Source organism: Streptomyces sp. NPDC029674 (genome assembly GCF_044903205.1).
GTDB lineage: Bacteria > Actinomycetota > Actinomycetes > Streptomycetales > Streptomycetaceae > Streptomyces.
In genome coordinates this window covers 12,038-27,255 of sequence record NZ_JBJDPY010000017.1, presented here as the reverse complement: position 1 = coordinate 27,255, position 15,218 = coordinate 12,038, and the positions used below count along the sequence as shown (strand labels likewise).

Sequence of the window (15,218 nt, the reverse complement as noted above, 5' to 3'; positions counted from 1 at the left end):
GCAGCGACCGGCTCGCCGCCGTCCACCACACCCTCGCCACCGCCCAGGAGACCCGTGACCGAGATCGACATACGGCATTACGACCACCGCGACGCCGCCGAGCTGCGCCCGCTGCTCTTGCAGGTGTACGCCGAGGTCTACGCGAAGGCCGCCGAGGACGATCCGTTCGCCTCCGTCGACCGGTTCGCCGAGGGCCTGGACGGATGGTCGCAGCGGCCCGGCTGGAGCTGCGTCATCGGCTACACCGACGACGGCCAGGCGGTCGGCTACGCCTATGGCGCACCCTGCCCAGGGACGCCCGGTGGTGGCGCGGACTGCTCACCGAGGTGCCCGCCGACGTCGTCGCCGAGACCGGCACCCGTACCTACGCCCTCTCCGAGCTGATGGTCCGCGAACCCTGGCGCAAGACCGGCACCGCCCGCCGCCTGCACGACGCACTGCTCAACACGCGCACCGAGGAACGGGCTATGCTCCTGGTCAACCAGAGTCACCCCAAGGTCCACGCATTGTACGAGAGCTGGGGATGGCAGACCCTCGGAGACCTCCGCCCCCACATCCCCGACGCACCGCTGTTCCACGCCATGCTGCTCCCGCTGCCCGGCCAGGACGGCCCGCGATGACCGCACGCACGTGGCGGCACACACTCCCATCCGGGAGGCGTAGAAGGGTACAAGTACCGGTATGGCCCGGGAGCGGATCCGGTGGCCGGCCGTGGTGGACCGGGCCCGTCAGATCGTGCACAGCTACGAGAGTGCCGTGACGTTGCGCCAGGTCATGTACCGCTTGGCCGCCGAAGGCGTGTTGCCGCACACGCCGCCGATGTACCGCCGCTTGTCCGCGCAGCTGGCCAGAGCCCGCCGGGAGGGCCGGTTCCCCGACCTGATCGACACGGTCCGGGAGATCCACGTCCCGCCCTCCTGGGCGGGCGCGGATGCGTTCGTCGCGGAGATACCCGACTGGTTCCGGCTGGACCGCACCGAGGGTCAGGGGCACGCGCTGTACGTCGCGGCGGAGAAGGACACCCTGCGCCAGCAGCTGACCGGCTGGCTCGCTCCTGCGGGCATCCCGGTGCTGGTGGTCCGCGGCTTCGGCTCGCAGTCATACGCCGACATCGTCCACGACCGCGTCACCGCCGACCCGCGCGACGCCGTGCTCCTGGTCGTCGGCGACTTCGACTGCTCGGGCGAGGACATCGAGCGGGACTGGGTGGCGCGCACCGACTGCTGGAGCCGGACGGAACGGGTCCTGCTCACTTACGAGCAGGTCCGCGCCTACGAACTGCCCGCGACCGAAGGTAAGCACGGCAACCCGCGCTGGCCAGCCTTCGCCCGCCGATACGGGTTCAACCCCGCCGCCCAGTGCAGTGGGAGGTGGAGGCGCTGGATCCGGACGAACTCCAGCACCTGGTCCTCGCTGCCGTCGCCCCGTACGTCGACCGCGACGTCCTCGCCCGGCAGATCGCCCGCGAAGAAGAGCAACGCCGCGGCCTGACCACCTTCCTGGAGGGCTGGGGCCCGGCGAGCGGGGGAGAACCGTCATAGTCGCCGTTCTCGCTCTGGGAGACTGAGGGCCACCATTCCAGCGTCGAGGAGCGAGCGCATGGCGGTGAAGCAGGATCCGGCGACGTTGGTTCGTCAGGCCCGGGACCTGATCGAAGAGTTCAACCGCGCGGTGCTAGATGACAGGAACGACCTGTCGGCGCCCGCGCTGTCGGAGGCTACGCAGGCGCTGAAGTCGTTGGTCGAGCGGCTCCCGCAGGCGTTCGAGCAGACTGCCGACGTCCTGGAGCTGCTGGCCAAGAACAACAAGGTCACGGTGGAGCAGGGCGACCCGAAAGAGGAGGTGGCCACGACCGCTGCGGAGCTCCGGACCGTCGCGGCTGGCAGCAAGCAGCTGGCCAAGAGCCTCGCCAACCCGGCGTCGGCCCTGTTCCTCATGGGTGGTCGCTGACCATGCCGAGCCTTTTCGGGCCAGGCGCCGGGTCATGAGGGTGATGAATGCCCAGTTCAGGTGCGCTTCGGCATGCTGGGGCAAGCGCTCATAGTCCCGCGCATTGCGGCGCGCGTTCATGATCCAGGCAAAGGAGCGCTCGACCTTCCAACGCCGAGGCAGGACGAGGAACCCGCGGATGCCCTTGGGTCGCAGCACGGGCCGCAGGGACATCCACAACTGGTCCGCAGTCGAGGCGGGCAGCAGGTCGCGGGCGTAGGCGGAGTCCGCCCAGACCTGGGTGATCTGCGGGTGGGTGAGCCGCAGGCGCCAGAGGAGGTCGCGGGCGATGATCTCGTCGCGGACATCTCCGGCCGTCACCGTGATCATCACGGGCAGGCCCAGGGTGTCGACCACGAGGTGTCTTTTGCGCCCATTGATCCTTTTGCCCGCATCGTATCCACGGCTGTCCCGGCCGACGGTGGAGGCCGCCTTCACCGACTGGGAGCGACGATCAGTGTCACCGGGAACGGGCAGCGGCCCTTGCCCGTGCGGATATGACGGCGCAACTGGTCCCAGATGAAGGTGACGACCGCGGCCCGGTTCCATCGCGCAAAAAACCCGTAGACGGTCTGACAGGGCGGGAAGTCCGCAGGTAGGGCCCTCCATTCGCCCCGTTGTCGAGCAGGTAGCGGATCGCGTCCACGATCTGCCGGCGGGGCCACTTCTCGGGGCGTCCGCCGGTCTTGGTCTGGCTTGCCTCGATGGGCAACAGGGGTTCGAGCAGGGCCCATTCGGCGATGGTGGTGTCGGAGGGATAGCGGCGGGTCCGGTGACGGACACCGTTCGGCATGGCAGGACTCGTGTCAGGAGCGGGACGGCTTGGAGAGCTGGGCGAGGGTGGAGCGGACGCCGGTCAGCTGGTCGGTGACCAGCTGGGCCCACTCGTCATCGGGGTAGCGGGCCAGATGGGGATCGAGCGTCCCCGTGATCATCCGGGTCAGCCGACCCAGGATCTGGGCCAGCTGCTTCTTCTCGTACTCGATCCAGTCCGCGGGGTCGTCGGAGAACATGTAGCCGTCCTTGCGCCGCCAGATGATCGGGGTGAGGTGCTCGGCCGCCCCGACGTCACGCAGATGGCGCACTCCCCGGGCGACCTGGGAGCGGGTGATACGGGTGGCGGACATGAGCTGGTAGGTGTGCAGGCCCGCGGGCCTGGCCTCCATCAGCGCGACGCGGACCAGGTCGCCGTAGTGCTCGGACAGCGGCTGCGCCGCCGGGCGCCGCCCCATGGCCTACTCGCCCTTCAGGAGCTGGGTCAGCTGCTCGTCCAGGGTGAACTCGCCGTGCTCGAGCGCCCCCTCCAGCCAGTCGGCCGCGGCGCGGACCCGGGCCATCCTGCGTGGGATACGTTCGGGAGTGAGGTCGGGGCGGGGGCGGTGGAACCTGGCGGCGTGCCTCCACCGTCCAGCCTTATCACGCGCGCCATCGACGCCGACCTCGGCCACCAGCTCCAGCTCCACCAGGACGACGTCCAGCTCTCGCTCGCTGCCCCACCCAGCGCCTGCATCGTCTCGGGGAGGCATTCACCGCGGCGGTCGACAGGGCCCGCACGGCGATGGTCCACTGCGCGCATCGTGACGAGGCCAAGACACCGCACTCAGTGCACGAGGAAGATCAGCAGGCGCTCCGCCCTCAGCAACCCGGATCGCACCGAGGCCGGGAAGCCGGCCACTGAGACCACCCGACGGTGCGCACCGACACGATGCCCCACGTCCACTGGGTCAGGGGGCCGAACGCCAGTCAGGGAGTCGTGGACCTACCGTCTACTCGTGCCCCTCCCCGGGAGCGGTGAACGACCCAGTCCAGGTAAGAGGCGTTCTCTGCTAGGTAACAGATTTGCTTGTGCCATCAACTAACGGTCGCGTAAGCGGGTCATCAGCGTGAGGGTAGTCGCCGTCTTCCTTCCGTGACCGGCATGAGAGGTCTCGCCGCGCAGGTGTTCCGCATACTTCGGAGCCAAGGCCCCCGCGCATGGTGCGAACTTGTGAAGCAGGCGTGAAGTCGAAATGGTCGCGAGTTCGCGGTGGAGTGGCCGTGAGTACTTCCCGGTGGGGGCAGGGCAGTGCCGCTCCCCTCGCGGCTTCATCTTGACCTACCTGGTTAGGGTTGCTCCCCGCCCGAGGGGCACGCCTCTGATTGGTTCAGGCCAACCTAAAGCCGTTCAGCGTCTTGGGCACGTGATCTTCACCGAACCTGTCGATGTGCGGGGTTCGCAAGGGTTGCTTGGAGTGCCGGGTGGGGGTGCCTCGCGCGGACTCCTGAGGCCCCAGTGCGCAAATGAGCCAAGGGAGATGCCCGGACTGTTGTCGGTGTCCCGCCACGCCTAGGGTGATCGTTCGTACGTTCCCATAGCAAAACTTTTTGGAGCGTGCAGATCGCTGAGGTCGGGGTGACCACGGGACTTCACCGCCTGCCGGGGGCCAGGTTCCTCACGGCCGTCAGCGATTCCGACCGCTGAACGAGCACTCACCGCAGGCGATGGGTGCTGAAAGGACACTGCATGTGCAGGGAAACGAGAACGCGGAGGCTGGGGATAGGCGTCGCGCTGGCGTCGGGCCTCGCGGCCGTCGTCCTCGGTGCCGGGGGCCCCACCGCCGTCGCCCTCGACACGGACAATCTCTACAGTCCGCAGGCGTGCAAGCACCCCTCCTCCTCGAAGTTCAAGCTCCATCTGTGGTACGAGCGCGGCCAGAACGGGGTTTATCGGAACATCGGCCACAGCGTCTACAACTTCAATGACGTGCCGGATGGGGTCGTGGGGGTCACGTCCGCGCTGCGCTTCTGCCCTCAGGGGGCGAGCAATCCGTGGCCGGGCTCCAACAAGAAGCTCAAGAACCGGGCCGCGTCGGGTGAGAACGAGCACTACAAGTACAAGGCGCGGGTGTACTACCACACCGGCTACAGGGGCGCGCAGGACGTGATGAACCCGGGTCAGAGCATCGCCTGGTTCCGGAACGTCTACAAGAACAACGCGTCGTTCAAGTGGACCAGGTAGTGCGCTCGGAGCAGAGGGGGGAAAAGAGCATGAAGCTGATAGGGAAGACGATTGTCCCGGTCGGGATCCTCGCGGTCGCCGCGGGGGTGGGTGGCGTGTACCTCACGACCGGTCAGGCCGCATCGGACGGGGACCGCGAGTCGAGCGTGCGGAGCGCCGGCGCCCAGGCGCAGGTCGCACGGGCCTACGTGGGGGACCCGGAGGACCCGGCGACCTGGCGCCTCCCCGTTGAGTCGTACATGCCGACGAAGACGCAGGTCAAGGTGGTCACCTCGTCCCGGGACGAGCTGATCGACCAGTGCATGAGCGCTGCTGGGTTCGACGCCTGGAAGCCCGCTCCCGACCTGCCCGAGCTCGGCGGGAAGACCCTGACCGACTGGCGCTACGGCCTCCACGACGGCGAACTCGCCGCCGAGCGCGGCTACCACCCCGACAAGGGCGAGCAAGAGACGTACGACAAGGCGATGGAAACCGGGGCCGTCGACGAGTCGGGTGCCGACGAGGCCACGCTGAAGGGCTGTGTGCAGAAGGTCGACGGCAAGGTTCCCGACGCGCAGTCACCCGCCATCGTCGAGCAGATCAACGGTGAGTCCTTCGTGAAGTCCAAGGAGGTCCCCGAGGTCGCCGAGGTGTTCGCGAAGTGGTCGTCCTGCATGAAGGGCAAGGGCTACGACTATAAGCAGCCGTTGGACGCCAGTGACGACCCCGCCTTCGGCGACCCGGAGAAGGTGACGCCCGAGGAGATCGCCACGGCGAAGGCGGACGTTGCCTGCCGCGATGAGCACGACGTCGAGCGGACGTGGTTCGACGCGGAGTCGAAGATCCAGCGTGCCGCCATCGCGGAACACCTGGAGGAGTTCAACGACGCCGCCAAGGCGACGAAGGACGCGGTCGCCAAGGCGAGGGCGGTCTGACGCGCCTCGCTCTTCCGGCGGACCGAGGCGAATCCTCCGCCTGCTTCACCGAGGGGTGAAGGAGAACCCTCGCCGCCTCACCGAGCGATGACGGTGGAGGCCCCGCCACAGATGCCGGCCCCGGTCGCCGTTTGACCACACGGCCGCCACGGCCGGTATCTCTCTTTTTCTGTCCGGCCCCGGCAGCGCCACACGCATGCGGGGGCCGCGGTCGTGCTGCCCGCGCGACCCACCACGACGAGGAGACGAAGTGAGAATCGGCAGGAGAGCACGGGCTCCGCTGGCGGCGATCGCCGCCGGGGCCGTGCTGGGGGGAATGCTGCAGGGCGCGGCCTGGGCCGACGATCCGCCCGAAGCGCCGGTCGGCAGAAAAGCCACGATGCCCAAACCGGCGAAGGAACAGCCCGACACGGTGCCGCCGGGAGACCGGAAGTCCCTGCTGGGCGGCGACTACAAGAAGTCCGGGGACCGGGCCTGGGCGACGACGAGCGACGCCCACGGCTTCCACCTTCTGACGGCACGGGAGAAGGACGGCTACGCCTGGAAGACGACGGCGTCGCTGTCCGAGCCGGGGTTCGACACGGACGCCTGGATCGGCAACGCCTGCGTCACCGGCTCGGGGAAGCGTGCCGTGGTGGTGTACGCGCCGCGCACGTTCACCAACAAGCCCGAGTTGATGGCGCGCGGTGCGTTCGCTGCCGTCGTGCAGTTGGAGACGGGAGCGGTGACGAAGCTTCCGCTTCAGGTATCGCTGTCGTACTACAACCCGGGCTGCGGCGTCGGGGAGAGCGCCGTCCTGACCCAGTCCGGCGGGGAGGAGAAGGGCGCCACCCGGCTCACCAGGCTGGACGCGGTGACAGGAAAGCTGTCCAAGCCCGTCGAGACCAAGGGGCAGGTGACGTCCGCCGTAGCCGCGAAGGGCGGCGCGATCATGGCCGCCGCGGGCGCACAGGTGGTCCGGGTCGACGGCGACGGCAAGCAGACCCCCTTGGTGCGCACGGACGCCGTACCGTACCGACTGACCCCGGACGCCGACGGCGGCCTGGTCTTCCTGGACCGGCAGCGGGCGCACGGCAAGAACACCGCGGCGGACAAGGGCCGTTCCGAGGCCCCTGGTAGCCGCACGACGGCCATGACTCGGGTAAAGCGCATCACCGCCGGTCAGGCCGGTACGCCCCGTCTGGCGAAGAACAGGGCGAAGGTGCTGGCCACAGGCCCGCTGACCGAAACCGGTCTCACCCGTGGCGGCGGTACCGTCTATGTCACGGGCAAGACCCGGCCGAGCGCGAAGCTGCCCGGGACGGTTCGCAGGCTGGCCGGGACGCCCAAGGACGCCCTGGTCTCCACCCGGGGTCAGGCGGTCCTTACCGAGACCGCGTGGACCGACGGGCAGGGAACCCTGATCCGCGCCGACGCGGCAGCCGGCCCCCGCCCCGTGAACGTGAAGCTGACCGCGCTGGACAGCGGCAAGAAGGTCGCGTTCACCGTGGAGCCCGGCAAGCGGCGCGCCTTGTTCAGCGCCCAGGGCAACGAGCGCACCCCCGCGCTTCCGCACGGCAAGGCACGCCGCGGCGGCAAGGCCGCGAACAGCGCGGGCCTTCGGGCCGGCGTCTCCGGCCGGAACGAGATCGTGGAGTCGGAGCGCGTCTGCTCGGTACCCCGCAACGATCCGCGCAATCAGGCGACGCAGCCCAAGCCGCGCCAAGTCGAATGGGCCGTCAACCAGGCAGTTCGCGGCAACCTCGACAAGCACGCCAGCCGCCCGGCGAACTGGAAGAACCTGGGCATGCCTGCCTACAGGCCTCAGACGCTCTTCCCCAAGCCGACCCTGGAAGGCGGCGGCAACGTGCCCGCGCAGGTGATGCTCGGCGTCACCACGCAGGAGTCCAACATGTGGCAGGCCGCCCGCTCCACGGTGCCCGGCGTCACCGGCAACCCGCTGATCGGCAACTATTACGGCATCGATTACTACGACGGGAACCCGGACAACGACTGGGACGTGAACTGGAACGGAGCCGACTGCGGCTACGGCATCACCCAGGTCACCGACCACATGCGGATGGCGGGCCGGGAGCACGGCAAGGGCGGGACTGCCTGGCCGTACGAGAAGCAGCGTGCTGTCGCCCTGGACTACAGCGCCAACGTGGCCGCAGGCCTGCAGATCCTGGCCTCCAAGTGGAACGACACCAGGAAGGCCGGGCTCAAGGTCAACGACGGCGACTCGGCGAAGCTGGAGAACTGGTCCTTCGCCCTGTGGGCGTACAACGCCGGATTCCACCCGAACAAGAACGACGGCAAGCCCTGGGGCGTGGGCTGGGCTAATAACCCCGCCAACCCGGAGTGGGACGCCGGACGCGACTCCTTCATGGAAAAGAGCAACGGCGACGAGGACGCATCGGACGCCGCACACCCGCAGGACTGGCCCTACCAGGAGAAGGTCCTCGGTTTCGCCGCGCACCCGCCGGCGTTCATGGAAGCTCCCGGCACGATGGTGCCCGCGTTCCGCGCCGCATGGTGGAACGGCACCGAGGGCAGCGCCCAGGTCGAGGGCTCAGCCAAGTACAACCGCGCGCGCGTCAAGCCGCCAGAGGACACGTTCTGCACCTCCGCCAACGACTGTGACCCCGGCAAGATCGGTGACGGGGCGAAAAACGAGGACGGCGCGGGGCCCTGCAAGCGCGGCGACTTCAAGTGCTGGTGGAACAAGTCGGTCAAGTGGAAGGACAAGTGCGACTACTCCTGCGGCAACGACTTCACCCGCTTCCCCGTCGACTGGGCCGAAGAGCCCGACGGCACCGCCTACCCCCCCAACTGCACCACCACCGGCCTGCCCGCCAACGCCCTGATCGTCGATGACCTGCCCGCAGGCACGACACCAGTCAGATCAGGGTGCTCTATGCCCCCTCTGGCCAACAACGGAAGCTTCAGCCTCGACTTCGTGACGGAGGAGGCCGGCCTCGGCCACGACGGTACGACCCTCGTCCCCGTGTGGCCCGCCAAGGTCGACCTCCACCAACTCGGCGCGGGCTTCGGCGCCCACTTCTACTTCGGCCACACCCGCCAGAACGACCAGAAGGGCAACCGCCTCAAGTTCACCGGCACCTGGAAGTTCACCAAGGACATCAAGGGCCCCGCGAAGGTCATGGTGCACCTGCCAGATCACGGAGCCCACACCGCGTACGCGAAGTACGAGATCGAAACAGCCAAGGGCACCCGGACCCGGATCATCGATCAGAAGAACATGGGCGGCGGCGGCAAGAACCGCTGGGTGAACCTCGGCGCCTACATGTTCGACGGTGCCCCCAAGGTAAGGCTGAGCACCACCACACGCAACGGCACCGGAGACGAGGACATCGCCTTCGACGCGATCGCCGTGGCCCCCATCAAGGGCAAGTACACCGAGCACACGGTGGACGCGGTGGGCCTATTCGACGAGAACCAGAACATCGACGGCGATGAAAAAAGCTCCTGGATCGTCAGCTCACCGTTCGAGACACGACAGAAGCTCTACGACTGGGGGCACAAGCTCGCCTCGGACACCGCCTCCATCAAGGACTGCGAAGGCACAGACTTGTATGCGAGCTGCCTCGCCCCGAAGACTAAAGCCGTCATGGAGCGGTGGAAGACCGAGATCGAACGCGCGGGCACCGATCCGGTCAACCACCCCGATGGCAGCAGCCTCGCACGATGGATCGGGTTCGCCAACAGCTACAAGGACCGGCCCACGAGCGCAACCAAGCCCTCACACTTCGACACCGACGACGGCCGCTACAAGATCCGTTCCAAGGCCAAGGTGTCCTTCGTCGTCGGCGAGGACGGAAAGATCGTCGACGGCAGCCAAGCCGTCCAATACGACAACCGCACAGGTGACACGCACCTGCCGCCGTACCTGATGGAGTTCTTCACCGCGCTCCACCAGGACTACGGCATCGAGCCGCCAGACCTGACATACACGACCAAGGACCTCAACGAGCACGACGGCCGCAACTCCACGGCGGATCCGACCAAGACCGGGGTAATGCCGGGCCGCGCCTACGCCTTCGCGGGCCGGGCACCGGAACTCACCGACAACAACACCTGTGTCGCCGCGCTCTACACCTCGGGCGGCTCCATCGGATACCGGCCCATGATCGGTGCCAAGTCCGCGTCGAAGGCCATGGACCGCTGGCAGCAGCGGGTCTACGACGACAAGCGACTCTCCCCCTGGGTCGTGAAAATCGCTACGGAATCATTCCAGGCCCTGTTCAACACAGGTGGCGCGACCGGGCCCGTCACGGGGTCCATCTTCGGCCAGGCACCGCCCATCTGGCAGGAGTTGAACTTCAAGGCGTGCGCGGACGGCTCGATCAAGAAGCGCGGTGACAGCCCCGTGCTGCGCTCCAGTCACATGCCCAACCAGTACCTGTACCACAACAACCAGGCCATGGACCTGGACGGCCGTCCCCGCGACTCCAAGGAACCCGTGATCACGGGAGACTTCGTGCGGTTCAGCCGGGCCCCCGACCCCGGCAGCGGTGCTCCGCTGTGGGCCAACCCGTTCGGCTCGTGCACATCCAACAGCGGCCACAGCGGAAACCCATGGGGAATCACGTCGGTCCCTCCGTCCGACCCCGGTATGAACCCGAAACGGGCGTACTTCTGCGCTGACAAGGACCTGGAAGGGGCCCCCGAACACAGCAGCTAGCCTGGAAAAATCATGCTCGCCTCACGCGCGTGGCAGCAGCCGCGCGCGTGAGGCGAGCGCGCGTCTCGTCGCCGCCTGCCGCGGCAGGACGCACACACGAGGGCCGTGGACATACTGGAGGACCACCATGCTGGCCATCATCGCGCTGCTGGGCACGGCGGGGCTCATCCTCGCTCTGGTGGGCCAGGGCGGTTGGCCCCGGCTGGGCGGAGCCGTCGCGGGCATCACCCTTCTCGCTTTCTTGCTCGTCCCGTTCATCAGTACCGCCGCGCTTTTCCTGGCCGCCTCGGTCATTGGCGCGATCTTGGGGCTGATGCCCCCATTTGATCGGGAAACGGCGCCGCGGGCGTACGCGGGCTGGCTCCTCTGCCTGCTGCTCGCCATGGTGGGGCTCTTCCTCTGGGCCACCGTAGGAGACACCGAGATGATCGCCCTGACCCTCTTTCTCTTTGGCCCCGGAGCGATCACCGCCGCAGGACGCTTCGTGTCCTTTCTGTGCCGCCGCCACCGGGCGGGCTACGAGGTGTGACGGCCATCTGCATTGCCGCCTCGTACAGGTCCTCGCCAGCTGTGGTCACTTCGTCCGGGCCGTGGAAGGCCACTGCGGGCAGGGCGTTGTGCATCTCCCGCAATTAGCACGACACGGCCAGTTTTCGTAGCGGGCGCATCATGCCCGCCCACTCCTGGGCCCACGTCATCCGGTCCCCGCAGTGCCCCCGCACCCAAGGCCCCCTTCGACCAGATGCGCCGCGCCGCCGTCGAACTGGGCGTCTTCCTCCAAGCCAATGCCCCCGACGCCGGCCACGACCCCACCGTGCTGCGCCGTGAGCACGCCGAGCGGTTCGTCGCCGACCAGCGCCACCGCGCCCGCCACGGCCTGCCGTCCCTGGGGCGCCCGCGTCTCACGCACCTTCCTCTATCAAAACCAGCAGGCCAGAGTCCTTATCGAACAGGCCACCCGCCCAAGCACATCCCATCCCGGCGCGTCCGCCAACGGCCACAGCCGCACTCAGCCAGCCTGGAGAGAACGAGCCCTGAACGCCGAAGAGGCACTCGCCCAGGCCCAGCGCGAGATCCGCACCCAGCGCACCCACATCGCAGAACTCCTCGGCAAGATCCGAGACCTCGAGCACGATCTCCCTGAAGGGTCACTTCAGCGGATCGTCACCGAGAACACCACCCTGAAGCAGCAAGTACGACAGCTCACCCAAGACAAGCAGCACGTGCAAGAGAGGCTGGCCGGTGCCCGACAGAACAACCGCTTCCTCGACAGACGCACCGCAGACCTTGAAGCCCAACTCGCCCCGTATCTCACTGCCTCGCATCCGCCAGCCCCGTAGGCCACCTGCACACAGGGCCCTGGTAGCCGGGCAGGGCAGGTTCCCCGCCCGGCTGCGGTAACCCCGGGAGCCATGAGCCAGTAGGCGGGCGGAAGGGGAAAATAACCGCCCACTGCCCCCACCGCCATCCGTACGCACTTGGTACGCAAAATGAACGCTCCACGATACGGTCGGCACACGCGGTGCAGCAGGTCCGGCCTAGCGGCGGGGGCAGCCGGTCCTGCTCACGGTCAGGCCCAGCGCATGCCGATGGCGGAGAGCTGTTCCACGCGTTCGGGGGAGAGGGTCGTCGCGCGTGAGCGTTGGTTGCTGATCCATGCCCCCAGCTTCAGCTCCCGCTCCTCCTGGTCCTCGCCGTCCTCGCGGCCGCCCGCCTCCCCGTCCCCGCTGGGGACGATGATCCGTTCGATGTGTTTGCGGGGTACGCGAAGGTGTCCTTCGCGCTGGTAGTACTGCTTGGCGGCGGTGTAGTTGAGGGCCCATTTGTCGGCCTGCGAGGTGCGCGGTTTGTGATCTTAGCTGGCGAGTGCCTGGTCAACTCCCTGCGAGTTGAGTGTTGTTTCCCGACCAGCAGCAGCGGCTGTTGGCGGAGACCGAAGCCCAGAACCTGGGCCACGGTGGTATGGGAGTGGTCGAGCGGTTGCACCAGGTCAACAAGATGACGGGCCGTAAGGGCCTGGACGAGCTGGAGACCGGCGAGGAGTCTCTGGGACAGATAGGCAGACCGGGCAGAGTCCAAATTCCCTTGATCGGGTTTTCGGCCCGCGTTGCTGGCACCCGTGAACGTGATGAGTGGGGCCGCCGACGTCGCCACTGTGCTGAACCGTGAAGTGATGGAGGCTTGCGGCCGGCTCACCCAGCCAGGGGCACCAGACGAGCGCGGACACGATCGGAGACCTGCTGCGCGCGAGGAGGGCTGCACCCGCGGGCCCGCAGGGAGTCCGGTACCCGCGAGCCATGCATGGGAACGTGCGGGCAGGCCCTCCTCACTCTCGCCATCTCCGCAACGGCCACCCGTAAGTCCAGCTCGCGGCCACCGGTGACGCCCACAACAGTCGGCCGAAAGAATTGGCGTCGCCCCTCGCCGAAGCCGACATCACGTACCGGGCCAGGAAGGCTACCGAGGTGCTGGCAGCGCAACCCGTCTCCTTCGCAAGCGCCGGCACTCGACCACTCAAGACCTGCCTCGTCTCAGGCACCCTCGCCCTGCATCTGGCCATCTCGGACTGATGACGCGAACACTCACTCCCGTCTGTGGGATTTAAGCCATTATCGATTGCAGCGGAGGGGCTTGGCCCTCTTCCGCTTCGCGCACTGCGCATATGCCGGACGCGTGAGCTCCACGGCTTGGGCCCTCTCCAGCCATGTTCCGGGCCTAGGCATTTTCAGGTCAGCAAGATGACTCATACCCGCATTGGGGCGTAGGACAGGTTCAGGCCTCGTCTACAGTGACGGCGTTCAAAGTGCTTCACCGTAGGCTTCGAGAGGACGTAGTCCTGCTTCACACTTCGGCAAAAGTGAGTGGCTCCCTCCTGCATGCTCGATGACGGGCACCTGCCGGCGGCCACTTGGACGCACTCAAATCATCAGCCCATGCAGGACGCCACGGCATGGTCGGATTCCATGTGAATCCAGGCTAAGTGAAGGCCGGATTACCCGATCTCCGAGAACTGCAGCCTGTTGATCTAGGCCTTTCCCTCTCTCGAATATTGGCGGCGCCCGACGCACGCCGACTCGGTTTAACTGCTCCTCATCGGCATGGTCCTATGGCCCTGCCGTTTCTTAGGGGCCTGTTTCTCTCTGGTCCCACCCAACCGGAACGGACACCATCATGATGAAGCTTCTGTCCACCGCCGTCGCTGGTGGAGCCACCGCGTTCACACTCGTCGCCCTGGCGGCCGTACCGGCCTCAGCGGACACCGCCAACTCGCAGTTCGACGTGGTATTTCCTGGGGACAAGCCGCAAACAACATACTCCGTCCAGAACATCGCCACCCTGTCTGGCAGCATGACCGGAAAATCGATCATGAACTGGCAAATCGTAGATGACCGAGTCGTCGACAACTCTAAGCGGTTCACCAGCTTCAAGATCACCACTCGAATCGAAGAGCGCTTGACCAAAACTACCGAGGATCACGTCGTCACATCGAAGACGTGCGACTGGACCAAGATCGTTAACGAAAACCACTCGTGGTTCCCGGTGGATCCTGCGAACACCTGCGTCGCGCCGCCCACGGTTTACGACGGCGAGCTCTGGTGGTCGACAGACTCGACGATTGTTTACGACATCGAAGGCGATGGTAAGGGCGCCATCACTCAGAAACTTGACGGTTCGCCTTTGATTCACGGCTGACATCAGTACAGCCCCGGGTCCTGCGTATCTGCACTCAGGACCTGGGGCTGTTCGCGGGTGGTTACGCTCGGAGGGCAGTTCTTGCTGTACCGGGAGCAGGCGGTGTGGCCGGGTTCGTTGTAGTACCCCTGGCGTTCCTACATGTGCACCGCGCTCAGCGCGACGTTCAAGAACTCCCAGACGTGGCCGCACCAGGGACGCGGCACTGGCCGGACAGTAGAACCGTCTGCACTTCGACCTCGCGGCTTGGCGGCCAGCACCGCTCCGGACCCACTCTCCGGTGAAGCGGACCTGATCGGCGGCCCAGTCGCCGAGCCGCTGCCCGGGCGCAGTCGCCCGAGCAGGTAGCCGGCCGCGAGTGCGGCGGCCGCGGTGACGACGATGGCCATCACGACCACCGCATCCCGATCGCGGACAGCTGCTCGATCCGCTCCGGTGTCAGCGTGGCGGCCCGGCTGCGCTGGTTGCTGATCCAGGCCCCCAGCTTGTGTTCCCGCTCCTCATGGTCCTCGCCGCCGGCGATCCGTTCGATGTGCTTGCGCGGGACCTGGAGGTGGCCTTCGCGCTGGTAGTACTGCTTGGCGGCCTGGTAGTTGAGTGCCCACTTGTCGGCTTGGGTGTGGCGCGGTTTCGGCTTCTCGTCTTCGGTGGCGGGCTCGATGCCGAGGGCGTGTTCGCACATCCACTGCTGCACGGTGGTGAGCTGATCCCAGCCGAGCCGTACCGACTGGACCCACCGCCCGAGATCCTCGCCCTGGCGCAGGACCTCGCCCGCCTCGGTGGGCAGCGCCTCACCGGCGTCCAGGTGCATCCGCACCAGGTGGAAGCAGCGCTGCCAGGTGACCGGCCAGCTCGGGCACCAGGAGACGTCGATCTCCTCCAGCTGCTCGCGTGACGCTCGGAGGGGGGTTTGTTGGTGTATCGCGGGCTTGCTGGCCTG

The 15,218-nt window shown here is 67.1% G+C and carries 14 protein-coding genes and 2 pseudogenes; 10 read left to right on the top strand and 6 right to left on the bottom strand.

Annotated elements, in window-relative coordinates:
- The first annotated feature begins 54 nt into the window (after positions 1-54).
- From ACI2L3_RS31975 to ACI2L3_RS31960, 4 genes are all read left to right on the top strand, one after another.
- Entirely contained in the window at positions 55-384 is a 330-nt protein-coding gene (locus ACI2L3_RS31975) for a hypothetical protein (RefSeq protein WP_404755893.1), read from the top strand.
- Entirely contained in the window at positions 327-620 is a 294-nt protein-coding gene (locus ACI2L3_RS31970; RefSeq protein WP_404755892.1) for a GNAT family N-acetyltransferase, read from the top strand. Before ACI2L3_RS31975 ends, ACI2L3_RS31970 begins: the two co-directional genes overlap by 58 nt.
- Positions 621-681: 61 nt before the next feature.
- Positions 682-1,491, top strand: a complete 810-nt coding sequence (locus tag ACI2L3_RS31965; RefSeq protein WP_404755891.1) for a hypothetical protein — start codon at positions 682-684, stop codon at positions 1,489-1,491.
- A gap of 108 nt (positions 1,492-1,599) precedes the next feature.
- A complete protein-coding gene (locus tag ACI2L3_RS31960; RefSeq protein ID WP_404756024.1) occupies positions 1,600-1,950 on the top strand; it encodes a hypothetical protein in 351 nt (116 codons plus the stop codon).
- A gap of 102 nt (positions 1,951-2,052) precedes the next feature.
- On the opposite strand, the pseudogene ACI2L3_RS31955 reads toward ACI2L3_RS31960, so the two are convergent.
- The 4 genes and pseudogenes from ACI2L3_RS31955 to ACI2L3_RS31940 form a co-directional block, all read right to left on the bottom strand.
- Positions 2,053-2,538, bottom strand: a pseudogene (locus tag ACI2L3_RS31955) (transposase); the annotation flags it as partial.
- Complete coding sequence (locus ACI2L3_RS31950; RefSeq protein WP_404755890.1) at positions 2,450-2,782, bottom strand: transposase; 333 nt, start codon at positions 2,780-2,782, stop codon at positions 2,450-2,452. The pseudogene ACI2L3_RS31955 and the gene ACI2L3_RS31950, both read right to left, overlap by 89 nt.
- 13 nt (positions 2,783-2,795) lie before the next feature.
- Positions 2,796-3,221: a hypothetical protein gene (locus tag ACI2L3_RS31945; RefSeq protein ID WP_404755889.1), complete on the bottom strand. Its 426-nt coding sequence runs from the start codon at positions 3,219-3,221 to the stop codon at positions 2,796-2,798.
- A gap of 3 nt (positions 3,222-3,224) precedes the next feature.
- On the bottom strand, positions 3,225-3,515 hold the full coding sequence (locus tag ACI2L3_RS31940) for a DUF6192 family protein (RefSeq protein ID WP_404755888.1): 291 nt from the start codon (positions 3,513-3,515) through the stop codon (positions 3,225-3,227).
- A 977-nt stretch (positions 3,516-4,492) separates the two neighbouring features.
- Here ACI2L3_RS31940 and ACI2L3_RS31935 point away from each other — a divergent pair.
- From ACI2L3_RS31935 to ACI2L3_RS31915, 5 genes are all read left to right on the top strand, one after another.
- The gene (locus ACI2L3_RS31935; RefSeq protein WP_404755887.1) at positions 4,493-4,987 is read left to right on the top strand and encodes a hypothetical protein; all 495 of its coding nucleotides are present in this window, start codon (positions 4,493-4,495) and stop codon (positions 4,985-4,987) included.
- Positions 4,988-5,016: 29 nt separating this feature from the next.
- The gene (locus ACI2L3_RS31930; protein ID WP_404755886.1) at positions 5,017-5,901 is read left to right on the top strand and encodes a hypothetical protein; all 885 of its coding nucleotides are present in this window, start codon (positions 5,017-5,019) and stop codon (positions 5,899-5,901) included.
- Positions 5,902-6,151: 250 nt separating this feature from the next.
- Positions 6,152-10,585 carry a hypothetical protein gene (locus ACI2L3_RS31925; RefSeq protein ID WP_404755885.1) on the top strand — a complete coding sequence of 1,478 codons (4,434 nt, stop codon included), beginning with the start codon at positions 6,152-6,154 and terminating at the stop codon, positions 10,583-10,585.
- 127 nt (positions 10,586-10,712) lie between these two features.
- Positions 10,713-11,114, top strand: a complete 402-nt coding sequence (locus ACI2L3_RS31920; RefSeq protein WP_404755884.1) for a hypothetical protein — start codon at positions 10,713-10,715, stop codon at positions 11,112-11,114.
- A 295-nt stretch (positions 11,115-11,409) separates the two neighbouring features.
- The gene (locus tag ACI2L3_RS31915) at positions 11,410-11,925 is read left to right on the top strand and encodes a hypothetical protein (RefSeq protein WP_404755883.1); all 516 of its coding nucleotides are present in this window, start codon (positions 11,410-11,412) and stop codon (positions 11,923-11,925) included.
- A 230-nt stretch (positions 11,926-12,155) separates the two neighbouring features.
- Here the strand turns inward: ACI2L3_RS31915 and ACI2L3_RS31910 are convergent.
- Positions 12,156-12,404, bottom strand: a pseudogene (locus ACI2L3_RS31910) (helicase associated domain-containing protein); the annotation flags it as partial.
- Between the two features lie 1,352 nt (positions 12,405-13,756).
- On the opposite strand from ACI2L3_RS31910, the gene ACI2L3_RS31905 reads away from it, so the two are divergent.
- Positions 13,757-14,278, top strand: coding sequence for a hypothetical protein (locus ACI2L3_RS31905; protein WP_404755882.1), 522 nt, complete (start codon positions 13,757-13,759; stop codon positions 14,276-14,278).
- Between the two features lie 388 nt (positions 14,279-14,666).
- Here ACI2L3_RS31905 and ACI2L3_RS31900 read toward each other — a convergent pair whose 3' ends face one another.
- Positions 14,667-15,089, bottom strand: coding sequence for a helicase associated domain-containing protein (locus ACI2L3_RS31900; RefSeq protein ID WP_404755881.1), 423 nt, complete (start codon positions 15,087-15,089; stop codon positions 14,667-14,669).
- Positions 15,090-15,218 lie beyond the last annotated feature (129 nt).